The 19,099-nt window shown below is 47.2% G+C and carries 11 protein-coding genes and 3 rRNA genes; 12 read left to right on the plus strand and 2 right to left on the minus strand.

The features are described 5' to 3' along the window. From dnaA to gyrB, 6 genes are all read left to right on the plus strand, one after another. Entirely contained in the window at positions 1-1,347 is a 1,347-nt protein-coding gene (gene dnaA, locus F0220_RS00005; RefSeq protein WP_036611990.1) for a chromosomal replication initiator protein DnaA, read from the plus strand. A 213-nt stretch (positions 1,348-1,560) separates the two neighbouring features. Further along, positions 1,561-2,703: a DNA polymerase III subunit beta gene (gene dnaN / locus F0220_RS00010; protein WP_091012188.1), complete on the plus strand. Its 1,143-nt coding sequence runs from the start codon at positions 1,561-1,563 to the stop codon at positions 2,701-2,703. Positions 2,704-2,719: 16 nt separating this feature from the next. Beyond that, a complete protein-coding gene (yaaA, locus tag F0220_RS00015; protein ID WP_036611994.1) occupies positions 2,720-2,935 on the plus strand; it encodes a S4 domain-containing protein YaaA in 216 nt (71 codons plus the stop codon). A gap of 57 nt (positions 2,936-2,992) precedes the next feature. Continuing rightward, the gene (gene recF, locus F0220_RS00020; protein WP_017691406.1) at positions 2,993-4,105 is read left to right on the plus strand and encodes a DNA replication/repair protein RecF; all 1,113 of its coding nucleotides are present in this window, start codon (positions 2,993-2,995) and stop codon (positions 4,103-4,105) included. Between the two features lie 14 nt (positions 4,106-4,119). Then, entirely contained in the window at positions 4,120-4,368 is a 249-nt protein-coding gene (gene remB, locus F0220_RS00025; RefSeq protein WP_017691405.1) for an extracellular matrix regulator RemB, read from the plus strand. A 145-nt stretch (positions 4,369-4,513) separates the two neighbouring features. Continuing rightward, positions 4,514-6,424 (plus strand): DNA topoisomerase (ATP-hydrolyzing) subunit B, encoded by a 1,911-nt coding sequence (gene gyrB, locus F0220_RS00030; protein ID WP_047841032.1) that lies wholly within the window; start codon positions 4,514-4,516, stop codon positions 6,422-6,424. Positions 6,425-6,516: 92 nt separating this feature from the next. Here the strand turns inward: gyrB and F0220_RS00035 are convergent, their stop codons facing one another. After that, positions 6,517-7,464 carry a YheC/YheD family protein gene (locus F0220_RS00035; protein WP_105600642.1) on the minus strand — a complete coding sequence of 316 codons (948 nt, stop codon included), beginning with the start codon at positions 7,462-7,464 and terminating at the stop codon, positions 6,517-6,519. Between the two features lie 426 nt (positions 7,465-7,890). Between F0220_RS00035 and gyrA the strand changes: the two genes are divergently transcribed. The 6 genes from gyrA (at position 7,891) to F0220_RS00065 (ending at position 17,966) form a co-directional block, all read left to right on the plus strand. Further along, the gene (gene gyrA / locus F0220_RS00040; protein ID WP_091012183.1) at positions 7,891-10,455 is read left to right on the plus strand and encodes a DNA gyrase subunit A; all 2,565 of its coding nucleotides are present in this window, start codon (positions 7,891-7,893) and stop codon (positions 10,453-10,455) included. 222 nt (positions 10,456-10,677) lie between these two features. Continuing rightward, the gene (locus F0220_RS00045; protein ID WP_105600643.1) at positions 10,678-11,796 is read left to right on the plus strand and encodes an HD-GYP domain-containing protein; all 1,119 of its coding nucleotides are present in this window, start codon (positions 10,678-10,680) and stop codon (positions 11,794-11,796) included. Between the two features lie 469 nt (positions 11,797-12,265). Beyond that, a 16S ribosomal RNA gene (locus tag F0220_RS00050) occupies positions 12,266-13,818 on the plus strand. 367 nt (positions 13,819-14,185) lie between these two features. After that, positions 14,186-17,113, plus strand: a 23S ribosomal RNA gene (locus F0220_RS00055). A gap of 83 nt (positions 17,114-17,196) precedes the next feature. Next, positions 17,197-17,313, plus strand: a 5S ribosomal RNA gene (gene rrf / locus F0220_RS00060). The 16S, 23S and 5S rRNA genes sit together here, the layout of an rRNA operon. A 212-nt stretch (positions 17,314-17,525) precedes the next feature. Next, the gene (locus tag F0220_RS00065; RefSeq protein ID WP_017691399.1) at positions 17,526-17,966 is read left to right on the plus strand and encodes a hypothetical protein; all 441 of its coding nucleotides are present in this window, start codon (positions 17,526-17,528) and stop codon (positions 17,964-17,966) included. 438 nt (positions 17,967-18,404) lie between these two features. Here F0220_RS00065 and F0220_RS00070 read toward each other — a convergent pair whose 3' ends face one another. Then, positions 18,405-18,929 (minus strand): hypothetical protein, encoded by a 525-nt coding sequence (locus F0220_RS00070; RefSeq protein ID WP_076216777.1) that lies wholly within the window; start codon positions 18,927-18,929, stop codon positions 18,405-18,407. Positions 18,930-19,099 lie beyond the last annotated feature (170 nt).

Below are 19,099 nucleotides of genomic sequence, written 5' to 3' on the forward strand. Positions count from 1 at the left end.
GTGGACAGCCATACTTCTGATTTATGGCAGCAAATTTTATCAATCATACAAAACAAACTCAGCAAACCCAGCTTTGACACCTGGTTCAAAGCAACCAAAGCCACCAAGCTGAATGACCGTTCAATCGTCATTTCCGCACCAACCACGTTTGCCGTCGAATGGCTGGAGAGCCGTTACACCAAATTGGTTGGCTCGACGGTATACGAGTTGCTTGGCAAGCAAGTCGATGTGAAATTTGTCATCGAAGAGAACAAACCTGCTGAACCGGACCCGCAACTACCGGCGCCAACGCCTACAGTTGTACAGGAAGAAGCCGTACTCAGCATGCTGAATCCGAAATATACGTTCGATACATTTGTCATCGGGCCGGGCAACCGTTTTGCCCATGCCGCATCGCTGGCGGTCGCTGAAGCGCCCGCCAAAGCTTACAATCCTCTCTTTCTGTATGGAGGAGTAGGTCTCGGTAAAACTCACTTGATGCATGCAATCGGACATTATGTTCTGGAGCATGATCCGGGCAGCAAAGTCGTTTATTTGTCGTCTGAGAAATTCACGAACGAATTCATTAACTCAATCCGTGACAACCGCGGGGAGAGCTTCCGTAACAAATACCGGAGCGTCGACATTTTGCTCATTGATGATATTCAGTTCTTGGCGGGAAAAGAATCAACACAAGAGGAATTTTTCCATACGTTTAATGCGCTGCATGAGGAACGGAAGCAGATTATCATCTCCAGCGACAGACCACCGAAGGAAATTCCGACACTGGAAGAACGACTTCGTTCTCGCTTTGAATGGGGGTTAATCACGGATATCCAGCCTCCAGATCTGGAGACAAGAATCGCAATTTTGCGTAAAAAGGCACGTGCGGAAAACCTGGATATTCCGAATGAAGCGATGATGTACATTGCCAACCAGATTGACACCAACATCCGTGAACTGGAAGGTGCCCTGATTCGGGTCGTTGCTTACTCTTCACTGACTAATCAAGATGTAACCACTCATCTGGCAGCTGAAGCACTGAAGGATATTATTCCTTCCAGTCGTCCCAAAATGATCACTATTCATGACATCCAACAAAAGGTCGGCGAGTATTATAGCCTTAAGCTTGAAGATTTCAAAGCACGGAAACGGACCAAGGCAGTTGCTTTTCCAAGACAGATTGCCATGTATCTCTCTCGTGAACTGACAGACTTTTCTCTGCCCAAAATTGGGGAAGCATTCGGAGGACGAGATCACACCACTGTCATACATGCTCACGAAAAAATCTCCCAAGCAATTAAAAACGATCAGGATCTCTATAAAGTTATCAACAACTTAACCGAAAAAATAAAGAATCCAACCTGAACAAGTCCCAAGCCTATGCACAACGTATACACATGTGGATAGGCTTGGGTGTACGGGTTTATACCCACTTATCCACATATTCAGTGCCCCTATTACTATTATTACTAAAAAGATCTTAAAGATATCATCTCCAAAATAGCCATTTCGGAGCTTAGCCTTCGGCCTTTGAAAAACACCTTTTAACACCCCAAAAAATCAGCTAGGAGTGAAACCATGAAAATCAGCATAATGAAAAACTACTTAAACGATTCCATACAGCAAGTATCCAAAGCGATCTCAAGCCGTACGACGATTCCGATTCTGAGCGGTATCAAATTCGACGTGAATCATCAAGGTGTAACGTTGACAGCAAGTGACACCGATATATCCATTCAATCCTTCATTCCGCTTGAAGATGGAGATAAAAGCGTAGTTCAGGTAGAACAACCCGGCAGTGTCGTTTTGCCAGCCAAGTTTTTCGTGGAGATCATCAAGAAGCTGCCATCACAGGAAGTGCACATGGAAGTCAAAGAGAACTTCAACACCTTTATCTCCGCAGGTGCTACCGAAATTCAACTGGTAGGTCTTGATCCGGAAGAATTCCCTGTACTGCCAAGCATCGAAGAAAACCAAACGGTCTCCATTCCAGGAGATTTGTTGAAAAATATGATCAAACAAACGGTCTTCTCCATTTCCACACATGAGACTACTCCAATCCTGACAGGTGTACTCTGGAGTTTGGGTGACAACGAATTGAAATTTGTGGCAACAGACCGTCACCGTCTTGCTACTCGATCAGCAATGCTGGATAATGCAGAAGGTATCCGCTTCAACAACGTGGTTATTTCCGGTAAAACGCTGAACGAGCTCAGCAAAATTGTTCCGGATCAAAATACCCTTGTGGATATCGTTGTTGCAGATAACCAGGTCCTGTTCAAAATCGACCGTGTATTGTTCTACTCCCGTATTTTGGACGGAACATATCCGGATACTTCTAGAATTATTCCAACGTCATACAAAACAGAACTTGTTTTAGATACAAAAAAATTAAGTGAATCCATTGACCGGGCTTATTTGCTGTCGCGTGAAGAGAAAACAAACATCGTGCGTATGCAAACGATGGATTCTGGATCCGTTGAAATTTCTTCAAGCTCTTCCGAGCTAGGTAAAGTAAGAGAAGAAATCGAACCTGCCGAGTTTACAGGAGATCCGTTAAAAATCTCGTTCAACTCCAAATACATGCTGGATGTACTGAAAGTTGTTGAAAGTGAGCAGCTGATGATCGCTTTTACAGGAGTCATGAGTCCAATTATCTTGAAACCGCTGGATGACAGTCACAGCCTTTACGTGATATTGCCATATCGAACGACCAACTAACGAAAGGAAGATCACAGTGAACCAAGTTACGATTCGTACGGAATATATTAAGCTTGATCAATTTTTGAAACTGGCTGATTGCATCCCAACTGGAGGTATGGCCAAAGCTCTGCTTCAGGAAGGACTTGTACGTGTGAATAAAGAGCCTGAGGAACGCCGGGGACGTAAGTTATACCCTGGGGATATCGTTGAAGTGGACGGAGAAGGCACATTCGAAGTTGCTGCAGAATAAGAAGACCAGTTCGATCCTGCTGCCTCCTGACGGACGGGATAAAAGGGAGGTTACCGCGTGTTTGTGAACAGCATTGATCTGCAGAATTTCCGCAATTATGAACATCTGAGACTGGATTCTTTTGGTCCGGTAAACTTGTTGATTGGGCAAAATGCCCAAGGCAAGACCAATCTTGCAGAGGCGATTTTTGTACTTGCACTCACCAAGAGCCACCGTACATCTCGTGACAAGGAGCTGATTCGTTTCGGTGAGGAACGTGCCAGACTTGCAGCAGAGGTCGACAAAAAGTACGGATCGGTCAAGCTTGAACTATCTTTGTCGCAACAAGGTAAAAAAGCAAAGATTAACGGCCTGGAGCAGCGCAAGTTAAGTGATTTTGTCGGAGCGCTCAATGTTGTGATGTTTGCACCGGAGGATCTGGAGATTGTAAAAGGCACACCGGGGGTCCGCCGCCGGTTTCTTGACATGGAGATTGGACAGGTTGCTCCTGGTTACCTGTACCACCTGCAGCAATATCAAAAAGTGCTCGTCCAACGGAATAATTTGCTTAAGCAGTTATGGGGAAAAGGGGCATCGGCCCAGACCATGCTTGAGGTCTGGAACGAACAACTGGTCGAGCATGGTGTTAAAATCGTCAAAAAAAGGAAACAATTCATAAAGAAACTGCAAAAGTGGGCAGAAACGATTCATCAGGGGATCACCGGAGGCGGAGAAGTCTTGCGGCTGGCCTACCTTCCTTCCTTCAGCGAAGCCGCTGAGGAAGATGAAGCTGTCTTAATGGACCAATTTATGATAAAATTATCACAAATGAAAGAGCAGGAGATTCGCCGAGGCACAACCCTTAGTGGGCCGCATCGGGATGACCTGTCCTTTTTCATTAACGATCGGGAAGTACAAACATATGGCTCGCAGGGGCAGCAGCGCACAACGGCGTTGTCCCTTAAACTTGCGGAAATCGAACTTATTCACGAAGAAATCGGAGAATATCCGGTCCTGCTACTGGATGATGTTCTGTCAGAGCTGGACCCTTTTCGCCAGACGCAGCTGATCGAAACGTTCCAGAGCAAGGTGCAAACCTTTATTACAGCTACGGGCATCGAGAGCCTGAACGTTGACAAGCTCAAAGATGCCAGTATTTATCACGTTCATGCCGGACAGGTTGAACGCTAAGGAGTGAAGGGCTTATGTACATTCATCTGGGCGGTGAGAAGATCATCCGTTCTTCCGAATTGGTCGCTATTTTTGATATATCGATTGAAAAATCCTCAAAGATCTCCAAGCAGTATGTCACGCATGCCGAGCAGGAAAAAACAGTGGAACACATCGGCGAAGAGGAAGCCAAGTCCATTGTGGTGACCAAAAACATTGTGTACTACTCGCCTATTTCCTCAGCCACGCTGAAAAAGCGGGCTCACATTTTTCCGGATCTCTAGCGTTGTGTGGCATAAAAGATGTCACTTTTGCTGCTTGTCTTTAAATTTGAATAGCTGCTGAAATGAAGGACGTTGCCTATTTCAGCAAACAATTATTAGTTAACGCATATTTACGATATTGAATCTATAGAAGTAGGTGAAAGGCATGTCTATGAATCAACCGTCATATGATGCGAATGAAATTCAGGTCCTTGAAGGATTGGAAGCCGTACGGAAGCGTCCGGGCATGTATATCGGTTCCACCAGTTCCAAGGGCCTGCATCATCTGGTCTGGGAAGTAGTGGACAACAGTATTGACGAAGCGCTTGCAGGTTACTGCGACCACATCGAGGTCAGTATCCATGAAGACAATAGCGTGACTGTAGTCGATAACGGACGGGGTATTCCTGTCGGCGAACATACCAAAATGAAACGTCCTGCACTTGAGGTAGTTATGACTGTCCTCCATGCAGGGGGAAAATTTGGCGGCGGCGGATATAAAGTATCCGGTGGTTTGCATGGTGTTGGTGTGTCCGTTGTGAATGCACTCTCTGAAAAAGTGGTTGTAACGGTTAAACGTGAGGGACATATCTATCAACAGGAATATCGCCGTGGAGCTCCACAGTACGACCTGAAAGTGATCGGTACAACCGACGAAACAGGAACAACAGTTAGATTCCATCCGGACCCTGAAATTTTCACGGAAACAAGAGTTTATGAATATGACATCTTGCTGGCCCGTATTCGTGAGCTGGCGTTCCTGAACAAGGGTATTGGTCTTACACTGACGGATGAGCGTACAGGTGCAACCAACTCATTCCTGTATGAAGGCGGCATTATCGAATACGTCTCCTTCCTCAACCAGAAGCGCGAAGTACTGCATGAGAATCCAATTTACGTTGAAGGTTCCAGAGATAACATCCAGGTGGAAGTTGCCCTGCAATACAATGACAACTACACCGAGAATATCTATTCCTTCGCGAACAATATCAACACGCATGAGGGCGGAACGCATGAATCAGGTTTCAAGAGTGCCCTTACGCGGATTATCAATGACTACGCCCGTAAGGCGGGAGTTATCAAGGACAGCACGGGGAACCTTTCCGGGGATGACGTGCGTGAAGGCTTGACAGCTATTATTTCGGTCAAGATTCCGGAGCCGCAATTTGAAGGACAGACAAAAACCAAGCTGGGCAACAGCGAAGTGCGTGGAATTGTCGAATCTTTGTTTGCCGAGAAACTTCAGGAGTTCCTGGAGGAGAATCCTTCCGTATCCCGTCGCATTTTGGAAAAAGGTCTGCAAGCAGCACGTGCGCGTGAAGCTGCCCGTAAAGCTCGGGAACTGACACGTCGTAAAGGTGCACTCGAAGTAAGCTCACTTCCAGGTAAACTGGCAGACTGTTCATCCAAGGATGCTTCAATCAGCGAATTGTACATCGTCGAAGGTGACTCTGCAGGTGGATCAGCAAAGCAAGGCCGGGATCGTCATTTCCAAGCCATTTTGCCACTGCGTGGTAAGATTTTGAACGTGGAAAAAGCTCGTCTCGACCGGATCTTGGGTAATGCGGAGATTAGAGCAATTATTACGGCTATGGGTACGGGTATTGGTGATGACTTCGATATTGCCAAAGCACGCTATCACAAAATCATTTTGATGACCGATGCCGACGTTGATGGTGCTCATATCCGAACACTATTGCTGACGTTCCTGTATCGGTACATGCGTAAAATCATTGAGGCAGGTTATGTATATATTGCACAACCGCCATTGTTCAAGATTGAGCGTAACAAAGTGATTCGTTATGCCGGTTCCGAGAGAGAGCGCGATGAAATTATTGCAACGCTCGGCGAAAATGCGAAATTCAACGTTCAGCGTTACAAAGGTCTTGGCGAGATGAATGCCGGACAATTGTGGGAAACGACGATGGATCCGGAGAGTCGGACCATGATGCAAGTATCGATTAATGATGCCATACTTGCTGATACCATGTTTGACACCCTGATGGGGGATAACGTTGAACCGCGTCGTGACTTTATCCAGGAAAATGCAAAATACGTGAAAAACCTCGACATTTAACATATTCGAAGAGGCGCCTGAGAGGGCGCCTTTTTTATATTAGGGAAGGTAAGAACAGGGAAGGCGTAAACTTAGATCTCCCTATCCCATTGTTATCTGCGTACACGTTTTTTGGCAGATGAAGCCTTTGCTTTAGGGGATGGCCGGGAGCTCTTACCCTTTTTGGAGGGCAAACGACCGTACGCAATCGCATAACGTTTGATCTTCCGGTACGCCTCCTTGTCCGGTAATAAGCCAAAGGCGTAAATGCCTGGCAGTGTGTTGACTTCAAGAATCCAGGGACGCCCTGCTTCGTCTAGCGCAATATCAATACCAATCTCTTTGAGTCTTGGAAATGATGTTTGCAATTGCACAGCGGTATGAATACCTAAGCGGTACAGCTCAGTGCGAAGTTTCTTGAAGCCATCCTGGTGAAGATGGGGGAGTACGAGTTCTTCAAATGTGGCCAATCGCCCACCGCCATGAATGTTGGTGATGATTTTACCCGGGGCAGCAATACGTCCCAGAACACCTGTTGTTTCCCAGTTGTGCTGCAGATTTTTCTGAGTTAACACACGCAAGTCAAAAGGCAAATCTTCATGCTTCATCAGCGAGATTCCCTGTTGAATGATATACTCACACTCCTGAATGCGATCATTCAGTGCTCGTTCGAGTTCATCCAGGGAATGAAATGATCTCTCCTCTGTACCATATTGGAGTTGATATGTTGTTGTGAGCTCGGTAGCTCTGGAGGTAATACCACTTGCTTCGAGTTCATCAGTTGGGTTCCGATCAATGGGTTCTTCCGGAACCTCTGCTTCTGTGGTGGGATCTTCGGAATTAACGACAGGTACGTATAAACGGGTTGTTTTCACCCGCATGACTCCATTACCGTAAGTACCACGGTCTGGTTTGATATAGTTGGACTCAAATAATTCAGTCATTCGTTCCAGAGTTTGACGACTATATTTTCGGGTGACTGGGATATATTCATTCACCATGCGACTGCGTTGTAACACAGTTGTTTTGGCCCATTTGCTGGAGACACGTTGGATACCCAAGATGCATCAGTCCTTTCATGTTTTGCTCAGTTCTTAAGAGGGGAAGACACGGAGAAATCAAAGGACAAGAGACGATTTCAGTGGTATAATAGAGAAATATGGCGTTTTGTGCGATGAGCTGCACAATTTGCAGTTTGATCGTAGGACGGGAATGGCTTTAGCCCCGGTAGGCACAGTACATATGCCGTTTTTCTAGCATTGTATGTGCAATTGGGGAGGAAGGCAGGGCGTATCCCCAGACACGCAGAAGTTCCCGGAAGAAAGGCTATTGCCCAGCGGACGTTTAATTGTGTAACTTTTGTGAAAGTAATATAATAAAGAGTAGCGTTCTTGCGCGGTTTTAGCCTTGTTAGGCTTTTCACATATAATCAATTTTCTTGCATGACGGAATGGAACGTTTGTTGAAGGACAAGAAGGAGGTCCAGCATGGCGGAAGAAATGAACTCTCAGATTACAGATCGGGATATAGGCGTTGAGATGCGTGAATCGTTTATGGATTATGCGATGAGCATCATTGTTAGCCGTGCCTTACCTGACGTACGTGATGGATTGAAGCCGGTTCACCGGCGTATTCTGTATGCAATGTCAGAGCTCGGCATGACACCCGATAAACCACATAAAAAATCAGCCAGAATCGTCGGCGAAGTTATCGGTAAGTATCACCCACACGGTGACTCTGCTGTTTACGAGACGATGGTACGGATGGCACAGGATTTCTCCCTGCGTTATATGCATGTAGATGGACATGGAAACTTTGGATCGGTCGATGGTGATATGGCAGCAGCCATGCGTTATACCGAAGCACGTTTGTCCAAGATTGCTATGGAAATGCTCAGAGATATCAACAAGGATACGATTGATTTCCAACCGAACTATGACGGTGAAGAACATGAGCCAATCGTTCTACCTGCTCGTTTTCCTAACTTGCTTGTCAATGGGGTCGGCGGGATCGCGGTAGGTATGGCTACCAATATTCCTCCTCATAACCTGGGTGAGGTCATTGATGGTGTACAGGCTATGATTCAAAATCCGGACATTACATCCATGGAACTCATGGATTACATTCAAGGACCAGACTTCCCAACGTCCGGCTACATTTTGGGCCGTTCAGGCATTCGCCAGGCGTATCAGACCGGACGTGGTTCAGTAACGATGCGGGCTAAAACCAACATCGAAGAGAATAACAACAAGGCACGAATTATCGTTACAGAGTTGCCTTATCAGGTAAACAAGGCGAGACTTGTTGAGAAAATCGCCGAGTTGGTACGTGATAAAAAGATTGATGGTATTACTGACCTTCGTGATGAGTCTGACCGTAATGGTATGCGGGTTGTAATTGAGCTTCGCAGAGACGTGAATCCGGGGGTTGTCCTGAACAACCTGTACAAACATACATCGATGCAATCCACTTTCGGGATTAACATGCTTGCGATTGTTAATAAAGAACCTAAAATCCTGAACTTGCGCGAAGTGTTGTATCACTACCTGCAGCATCAGATTGAGGTTATTCGCAGACGTACGCAGTTTGAACTGAAAAAGGCTGAAGCTCGTGCACACATTCTAGAAGGTTTACGTATTGCGCTGGATCATATCGACGAGATTATTACGTTGATTCGTTCATCAAGTAATGCGGATGCAGCAAGAGAAGGTTTGATTGAGCGCTTCTCACTCAGTCATGATCAGGCCCAAGCTATTCTCGATATGCGTTTGCAACGCCTCACAGGTCTGGAACGTGAACGTATTGAAAATGAATATAACGAACTGATGGTCAAAATCAGAGAGTATCGCGAAATTCTGGCCAATGAGCATCTGGTGCTTGAGATTATCAGTACGGAGCTACAAGAGATCCGCGACCGCTTCAGCGATGATCGTCGTACGGAGATCACTGTAGGTGAAGAGAGTATTCTGGATGAGGACCTGATTCCACGTGAAGAGGTTATCATTACGATTACTCATACAGGCTACGTGAAACGTCTGCCGGTATCCACATACCGCAGCCAGAAACGTGGTGGACGTGGGGTCGTTGGTATGGATACGAAAGATACCGACTTTGTCGAGCATCTGTTTGTGACCAACTCGCACAATTACCTCATGTTCTTCACTGACAAAGGTAAAGTGTATCGTCTCAAAGCGTACGAGATTCCAGAGCTTGGACGTACCGCACGGGGAACGCCGATTATCAACCTGATCCAGATCGAGCAGGGCGAATCGGTCAATGCCGTAATTCCGGTCCAGGAATTCGAAAGTGACAGATACTTGTTCTTTGCTACCCGCCAAGGGGTTGTGAAGAAGACGCCACTTGAGGATTACACCAATATTCGCAAAGGCGGCTTGATCGGTATTTCCTTACGCGATGATGACGTTCTGATCGATGTTAAGCTGACCGATGGATTGCAAGAGATCATCATGGGTACAGCTCACGGAATGTCTATTCGATTCTCGGAAGGTAACGTACGTTCCATGGGGCGTAGCGCAACCGGGGTCAAAGGGATTACCTTGGATGAACAGGACTCTGTTATCGGTATGGATGTAGTTGATAAAGAGCTTGATGTTCTGATCGTTACAGCCAAAGGTTACGGTAAACGTACACCTGTCAGTGATTATCGGATGCAGACTCGTGGCGGTAAAGGAATCAAGACTATTAATGTCACAGAGAAGAACGGCTCAGTAGTCAGCCTCAAAATGGTTAAAACCGAAGAGGATCTGATGATTATCACGTCCAGCGGTACGTTGATCCGGATGAGCATGGAAGGCATATCCACTATGGGTCGATACACGCAGGGTGTGAAGCTGATTCATATTCGTGACGAGGATTCAGTAGCTACAGTTAGCCGAATTGACAAAAATGAAGAGGAACCAGACGATGAGTCGCTTGAAGGCTTGGAAGGCGAGGAGTCCCAAGCTCCGGTAGTAAGCTTGGAAGAAGGCACCGTTTCTGACGCTGAGGTTAATGAAGTTGAGGGCGACGACGATTCCGGTTCGGAAGCATAAAATAGAATTTTATAAAGATTGATCTCTTTGAGATTGGAAGAAGATTGCGAGGGCTCCCACGGGGAGCCCTTTTGTTTGTATAAAGGAATCTCTTCTTTTATTCTTCCGAATCTGGGATGTACAGCCTGATTCCTGAGTAATATAATGGGAAATATCATGAAAAACCGGGACTATGGTCTTGTTTGTATTAACATAGAAGAACGATGAGTGAGGGGAATACACATGGGATTAATCACCCTGTCAGAAGTCAAACCAGGACTCAAACTTGGGAGTGATGTGCAAACACTTCGCGGCAACGTTCTGCTTCAGAAGGGAAAAGTCATTTTACCCAAGGATATGGAAGTGCTCAAAGCCTTTATGATTCAACAGGTAGATATTGAACAAGAAAGAACGGTGTCGAGTAGTACAGGAACCAAAGGTGCATCTGTGTCCGCAGGAAGTTCTGCCAATGACAACAATGGTGAACGGGCAGGGAAGACAGGGAACGTCACCACAGCTCCTGTAGTAACGTCTTTGCAGGATGAGTATGAGAAGATGGTCGGACTAACCCAAAATGCTTTCCTGTCCTCTCTGGCGGCTGAATTACCGGTCTATGAGTTACGTACACAGTTGGAGGCAGTGTTTGCACATCTCAAACAATATAATGTGCTTACCTTCAGTCCACGAGTAATGCAAGAACATGATTATGTATATCACCATGCTGTACTGAGTGCGATCACATCCTATCAACTGGCTCAATGGATCGATCTCCCCTCCAAGGATTGGATGCAAGTGGCTTTTGCAGGCTTGTTCCATGATATTGGTAACAACAAGGTAGATCCGCAGATACTCCATAAACCATCCACGTTGACGGCTACAGAGCAGGAAGAGATTCGTCAGCATACGAAATATGGTTATCAGATCCTTAAACAGGCAAAGGCCATTAATGAGGGAGCCAGACTTGCAGCTTTGCAGCATCATGAAAAAGTGGATGGATCAGGCTACCCGTTGCAGCTTAGTGGGACGCAAATTCATATTTATGCCAAGATTGTAGCTATCGCTGATATTTTCCACGCCATGACGCTGGAGAAGATCTACCGCAAGGCACAATCACCATACCTAGTCCTAGAACAGATCCAAAGTGAGGCATTTGGGAAACTGGACCCTTCAATCGTAAGTGTATTTGTTCAACGGTCGACCCAGATCCATAATGGCATCCGAGTGAAACTCAGCAATAACCAAATTGGAGAGATTGTATTCTCTGATCGAGATCATCCTACACGGCCTATGGTGTCAGTAGAAGGAAACATCGTTAATCTTATGCAGCAACGGCAGCTTCACATCCAAGAGGTTATCGGATAACAGTAGATATTAAAGGAACTTGATGAGAGGGTCTTTCTTTTATAGAGAGGCCTTTTACGTGAGATAAATGTGGAAATGTAGAAAAAAACAGAAAGATTATAGAAAGATATATAATTACTCAAAAAAAGACTTGCATTCAATAACTGTACATGGTATATTCTAATTCCGGCCAAGAAAACACGGTTTACACGGTGCGGCAAGCGAATGAAATAAGCTTCGAAAGAAACTTAAAAAAAAGAGCTTGTAAAGTTGGTTCGGATGTGATAAGATATAAAAGTTGCTGAAGAGAAAAACATTCGGTAACAAAAATAAGTTTGATCTTTGAAAACTGAACAACGAGTGAGTAAACATTCTGCTTGCAGAATGAACGCAAAAGTTTGAGACAAGCCCTGGCTTGGATCGACTGGAGCACAAATGAGATTTTTAATCTCGTCAGATTCAAAATGAGCTTATCGCTCTTTTCAATACTTTATTGGAGAGTTTGATCCTGGCTCAGGACGAACGCTGGCGGCATGCCTAATACATGCAAGTCGAGCGGACTTGATGAGAAGCTTGCTTCTCTGATAGTTAGCGGCGGACGGGTGAGTAACACGTAGGCAACCTGCCCTCAAGTTTGGGACAACTACCGGAAACGGTAGCTAATACCGAATAATTGTTTTCTTCGCCTGAAGGAAACTGGAAAGACGGAGCAATCTGTCACTTGGGGATGGGCCTGCGGCGCATTAGCTAGTTGGTGAGGTAACGGCTCACCAAGGCGACGATGCGTAGCCGACCTGAGAGGGTGATCGGCCACACTGGGACTGAGACACGGCCCAGACTCCTACGGGAGGCAGCAGTAGGGAATCTTCCGCAATGGGCGAAAGCCTGACGGAGCAATGCCGCGTGAGTGATGAAGGTTTTCGGATCGTAAAGCTCTGTTGCCAGGGAAGAACGCTTGGGAGAGTAACTGCTCTCAAGGTGACGGTACCTGAGAAGAAAGCCCCGGCTAACTACGTGCCAGCAGCCGCGGTAATACGTAGGGGGCAAGCGTTGTCCGGAATTATTGGGCGTAAAGCGCGCGCAGGCGGTCATTTAAGTCTGGTGTTTAATCCCGGGGCTCAACCCCGGATCGCACTGGAAACTGGGTGACTTGAGTGCAGAAGAGGAGAGTGGAATTCCACGTGTAGCGGTGAAATGCGTAGATATGTGGAGGAACACCAGTGGCGAAGGCGACTCTCTGGGCTGTAACTGACGCTGAGGCGCGAAAGCGTGGGGAGCAAACAGGATTAGATACCCTGGTAGTCCACGCCGTAAACGATGAGTGCTAGGTGTTAGGGGTTTCGATACCCTTGGTGCCGAAGTTAACACATTAAGCACTCCGCCTGGGGAGTACGGTCGCAAGACTGAAACTCAAAGGAATTGACGGGGACCCGCACAAGCAGTGGAGTATGTGGTTTAATTCGAAGCAACGCGAAGAACCTTACCAGGTCTTGACATCCCTCTGACCGGTACAGAGATGTACCTTTCCTTCGGGACAGAGGAGACAGGTGGTGCATGGTTGTCGTCAGCTCGTGTCGTGAGATGTTGGGTTAAGTCCCGCAACGAGCGCAACCCTTATATTTAGTTGCCAGCACTTCGGGTGGGCACTCTAGATAGACTGCCGGTGACAAACCGGAGGAAGGTGGGGATGACGTCAAATCATCATGCCCCTTATGACCTGGGCTACACACGTACTACAATGGCCGGTACAACGGGCTGCGAAATCGCGAGATGGAGCCAATCCCAACAAAGCCGGTCTCAGTTCGGATTGCAGGCTGCAACTCGCCTGCATGAAGTCGGAATTGCTAGTAATCGCGGATCAGCATGCCGCGGTGAATACGTTCCCGGGTCTTGTACACACCGCCCGTCACACCACGAGAGTTTATAACACCCGAAGTCGGTGGGGTAACCGCAAGGAGCCAGCCGCCGAAGGTGGGATAGATGATTGGGGTGAAGTCGTAACAAGGTAGCCGTATCGGAAGGTGCGGCTGGATCACCTCCTTTCTATGGAGAATCGTTTCCTGCAACGGAAACATTCAAATAAGCAGGTTCTTAGAACCTGCGACAGCGATTCATTTTGGTCCATCACTTCGGTGTGGATGAAATGAAGAGCAAAACACTCACTCGTTGCTCAGTTTTGAGAGCTCAAACTCTCAAACAGCTTGCTTTTGCATGGAGCTTGTTCTTTGAAAACTAGATATCGAAACGAAACAAACGCGAATTAGAACATTCCTTTTTAGCTGAACTTGTGTTAAACAAGTTTAATAAATTGGTACTTAATTGCTTTTGCGATGGTATTGGATGGGAGTGACTTTTGGCTTTGGACGTAGTCCAAAACAAGGGAAGCGAGCAGCCAAAACCGGAGCAAACTGGTTAAGCTACTAAGAGCACACGGAGGATGCCTAGGCGCTAGGAGCCGATGAAGGACGTGGCGAACAACGAAACTGCCTCGGGGAGCTGTAAGCAAGCTTTGATCCGGGGGTGTCCGAATGGGGAAACCCAGCTGGGGTAATTTCCAGTTACTCATAACTGAATACATAGGTTATGCAGAGGCATACCAGGGGAACTGAAACATCTAAGTACCCTGAGGAAGAGAAAACAATAGTGATTCCGTCAGTAGCGGCGAGCGAACGCGGAGAAGCCCAAACCAGAGAGCTTGCTCTTTGGGGTTGTGGGACGTCTCACATGGAGTTACAAAGGAACCGGTTAAGCGAAGAGGTCTGGAAAGGCCCGCCAAAGAAGGTAAAAGCCCTGTAGTTGAAAGTCTGTTCCCTCCGAGACGGATCCCGAGTAGTGCGGGGCACGTGAAACCCCGTATGAATCCGGCAGGACCATCTGCCAAGGCTAAATACTTCCTAGCGACCGATAGTGAAGCAGTACCGTGAGGGAAAGGTGAAAAGCACCCCGGAAGGGGAGTGAAATAGAACCTGAAACCGTGTGCTTACAAAAAGTCAGAGCCCGTTTTAGGGGTGATGGCGTGCCTTTTGTAGAATGAACCGGCGAGTTACGTTCCCGTGCAAGGTTAAGGTGAAGAGCCGGAGCCGCAGCGAAAGCGAGTCTGAATAGGGCGACATAGTACGTGGACGTAGACCCGAAACCGGGTGATCTACCCCTGTCCAGGGTGAAGGTGCGGTAACACGCACTGGAGGCCCGAACCCACGCATGTTGAAAAATGCGGGGATGAGGTGGGGGTAGCGGAGAAATTCCAATCGAACTCGGAGATAGCTGGTTCTCCCCGAAATAGCTTTAGGGCTAGCCTCGGAAAACAGAGTCGTGGAGGTAGAGCACTGATTGGGTGCGGGGCCCGCAAGGGTTACCAAGCTCAGTCAAACTCCGAATGCCATAGACTTACTTCCGGGAGTCAGACAGTGAGTGCTAAGATCCATTGTCAAAAGGGAAACAGCCCAGACCATCAGCTAAGGTCCCCAAGTGTGTGTTAAGTGGGAAAGGATGTGGAGTTGCACAGACAACCAGGATGTTGGCTTAGAAGCAGCCACCATTGAAAGAGTGCGTAATAGCTCACTGGTCGAGTGACTCTGCGCCGAAAATGTAACGGGGCTAAACACACCACCGAAGCTATGGCTTGATGCTTTGCATCAGGGGTAGGGGAGCGTTGTATAAGGGTTGAAGGTGTACCGTAAGGAGCGCTGGACATTATACAAGTGAGAATGCCGGTATGAGTAACGAAAAGATCAGTGAGAATCTGATCCGCCGAAAGCCTAAGGGTTCCTGAGGAAGGCTCGTCCGCTCAGGGTAAGTCGGGACCTAAGGCGAGGCCGAAAGGCGTAGTCGAAGGACAACAGGTCGAAATTCCTGTACCACCGTAAGCCGTTATGAGCAATGGGGGGACGCAGTAGGGTAGTGACGCGGACTGATGGATGTCCGTCTAAGCAGTAAGGCTGATGTGTAGGCAAATCCGCACATTGTAAGGCTGAGCTGTGATGGGGAGCGAAAATTATAGTAGCGAAGGTCATGATCTCACACTGCCAAGAAAAGCCTCTAGCCAGGTGATGGTGCCCGTACCGCAAACCGACACAGGTAGGCGAGAAGAGTATTCTAAGGCGCGCGGAAGAACTCTCGTTAAGGAACTCGGCAAAATGACCCCGTAACTTCGGGAGAAGGGGTGCCCCGGTAGTGTGAATAGCACGAGGGGGCCGCAGTGAAAAGGCCCAAGCGACTGTTTAGCAAAAACACAGGTCTGTGCGAAGCCGTAAGGCGAAGTATACGGGCTGACGCCTGCCCGGTGCTGGAAGGTTAAGGGGAGTGGTTAGGGAGTAATCCCGAAGCTGTGAACCGAAGCCCCAGTAAACGGCGGCCGTAACTATAACGGTCCTAAGGTAGCGAAATTCCTTGTCAGGTAAATTCTGACCCGCACGAATGGCGTAACGACTTGGGCGCTGTCTCAACGAGAGATCCGGTGAAATTTTAATACCTGTGAAGATGCAGGTTACCCGCGACAAGACGGAAAGACCCCATGGAGCTTTACTGCAGCTTGATATTGAATTTGGGTACGATCTGTACAGGATAGGTGGGAGCCTTTGAAGCATGAGCGCCAGCTTGTGTGGAGGCAACGTTGGGATACCACCCTGATCGTATCTAGGTTCTAACCTGGTACCGTAATCCGGTGCGGGGACAGTGTCAGGTGGGCAGTTTGACTGGGGCGGTCGCCTCCTAAAGAGTAACGGAGGCGCCCAAAGGTTCCCTCAGAATGGTTGGAAATCATTCGAAGAGTGCAAAGGCATAAGGGAGCTTGACTGCGAGACCTACAAGTCGAGCAGGGACGAAAGTCGGGCTTAGTGATCCGGTGGTACCGCATGGAAGGGCCATCGCTCAACGGATAAAAGCTACCCTGGGGATAACAGGCTTATCTCCCCCAAGAGTCCACATCGACGGGGAGGTTTGGCACCTCGATGTCGGCTCATCGCATCCTGGGGCTGAAGTAGGTCCCAAGGGTTGGGCTGTTCGCCCATTAAAGCGGTACGCGAGCTGGGTTCAGAACGTCGTGAGACAGTTCGGTCCCTATCTGTCGTGGGCGTAGGAAATTTGAGAGGAGCTGTCCTTAGTACGAGAGGACCGGGATGGACGTACCGCTGGTGTACCAGTTGTTCCGCCAGGAGCACCGCTGGGTAGCTATGTACGGACGGGATAAACGCTGAAAGCATCTAAGCGTGAAGCCCCCCTCAAGATGAGATTTCCCAGTATGTAAGACCCCTTGAAGACGACGAGGTAGATAGGCTGGGGGTGGAAGTGCAGCAATGCATGGAGCTGACCAGTACTAATCGGTCGAGGGCTTATCCAAATATGCAAGTGATAATTCGCATGTTTCGTTTCGAATCTAGTTTTCAGAGAACAATAACTCTGAAATGTTAATTAAGCTATGCGTTTGGTGGCGATGGCGGAGGGGTTCCACACGTACCCATCCCGAACACGACCGTTAAGCCCTCTAGCGCCGATGGTACTTGGACCGCAGGGTCCTGGGAGAGTAGGACGCCGCCAAGCGAAGAACCACTGCCGATGTTATTCGGTGGTGGTTTTTATTTGTTTATAAGGATTAAGTATGATAAGTGGAAGCTCTGACATGATCGATACTGGAAGGTAACATTTTTGTTACGGATAACAGCGGCAAAACCAGTATAATAGGACTATGTTAAATATGCTAAAAGTACCTGACCACAGAGCTGGAATGTGCAGCTGTGAAAAGGAGGGTGTGTGTGTTAAGTTGGCGGAGACTTGGACTACAATCATTTCTGTTGCTTTGTTTGACCGTTGTTCTAGCAGGATGCGGTGAAGCATCAGGATCTGTATGGACTTCATATGAAGGTGCGGTGAACGAGAAGAGTTTTCCGGTGCCTAAAGTAGCGAATAAATCTGACCAGTCTGAAAATAATTCGGACATGGATTATGTTCGATATACGCTGTCTGGTATTAGTGAGAGTACTAGCTTGCCTGAGGTATATCTAGACGAGATTAAAAGCTGGGGTTGGACAGAGAGGCAAGCCAAGGGTACATCCAATGAATCCAGTACCTTGCGTGTATTTGCAAAGGAAGGACATACTGTGCATTTAGCAGTACATGATGGTTCCTTTACACTAATGGTTCCTAGAAATGATGCTACTCAAACGACAGTTAAATCATTGGCTGAAGACGATTGAGCTGTTGCGGGTAAGGTTGTATATGATTAATTAACGTTGTGATGTTCCTTAAAATATAGTAAAGCTCCCGTGTACTTGAACGGGGGCTTTTTGTTATTTAGCGAAGTAGGCTTTAGTAATGATGGGAGAACCTATCACGTATGGTGGATCACAGGTCATACAGGTTCAGAAGGAATGGAGCAGCGGGAGGAAAAGAGGAGAAGAACGGAGACTCGAATGGGGATAACTCATTTTACTATACCCATACTGTGGATAATGGATGAGAAAGGAACAATAAATAAAGGTTATCCACAGTGGATAACCTTTATTTGAGCATGTGAGGCTGAGTCAACTGAACGATACAACGATCATGTTTTTGTATCAGATTATTCGAAGGGCTCAGCGGTTATGTATTACAAGTAAGTAAGGTACATTGAGTATTGCATAAATGAGGGAGTGTTATTGCAGATAGTATGAGACATCTTGTTCATTCAATTTGATAAGTCCGTCTTTGCGCTCGCGGGAGAGAACCATTACAACATATAAGCGAGGGCCCAGCAACCACAAATGCCAGAAGATCAGCGAGAGGGTGAAAGACAATGGCGACCATATCAAACATACTGTAATGATACATAGTCCAATCCAACTCATGTTAAGGTGCACCCGGACAAACATACGGAAGCTAAAATGCTGATCAGGGATATAACCTAACCAGGGCATACGCAGATTCCAGCGCCAGCGTTTGGCGTAAGATGTACGGACCAGAAGTAATATGGTTCTGGCGATGACATAATGAATCCAGATGGTGATTGGACCTGCCAGTACAAAAAAGAAGAGGCCAGTCCAGGAGAATGCGAGTAGATTGAATAAGAGCATGATGACCGGCAGACACAGATAGCTGTAAATGACACTGCGGGCGATAGCCTTTTTTTTCAGAAGCCGGTATTGATAAAATGTTGCTTTATTCTCCGGTTCGGCGATCATACGATTATATATCCTCCTTCGGATTCACGTTTGTGTGGGGTAGGTATTCGTTTTTCTTACACGAGTAAAAGGGAATGAATCATGCATGTATGTATATGAACCTTGTATCTCACGCCATGACGATTGTACAAGATATTGAGATTCGACGGAGCTTATCTTAGTATACTCCC

The organism is Paenibacillus sp. 37, from assembly GCF_008386395.1.
Classification (GTDB): Bacteria; Bacillota; Bacilli; order Paenibacillales; family Paenibacillaceae; genus Paenibacillus; species Paenibacillus amylolyticus_B.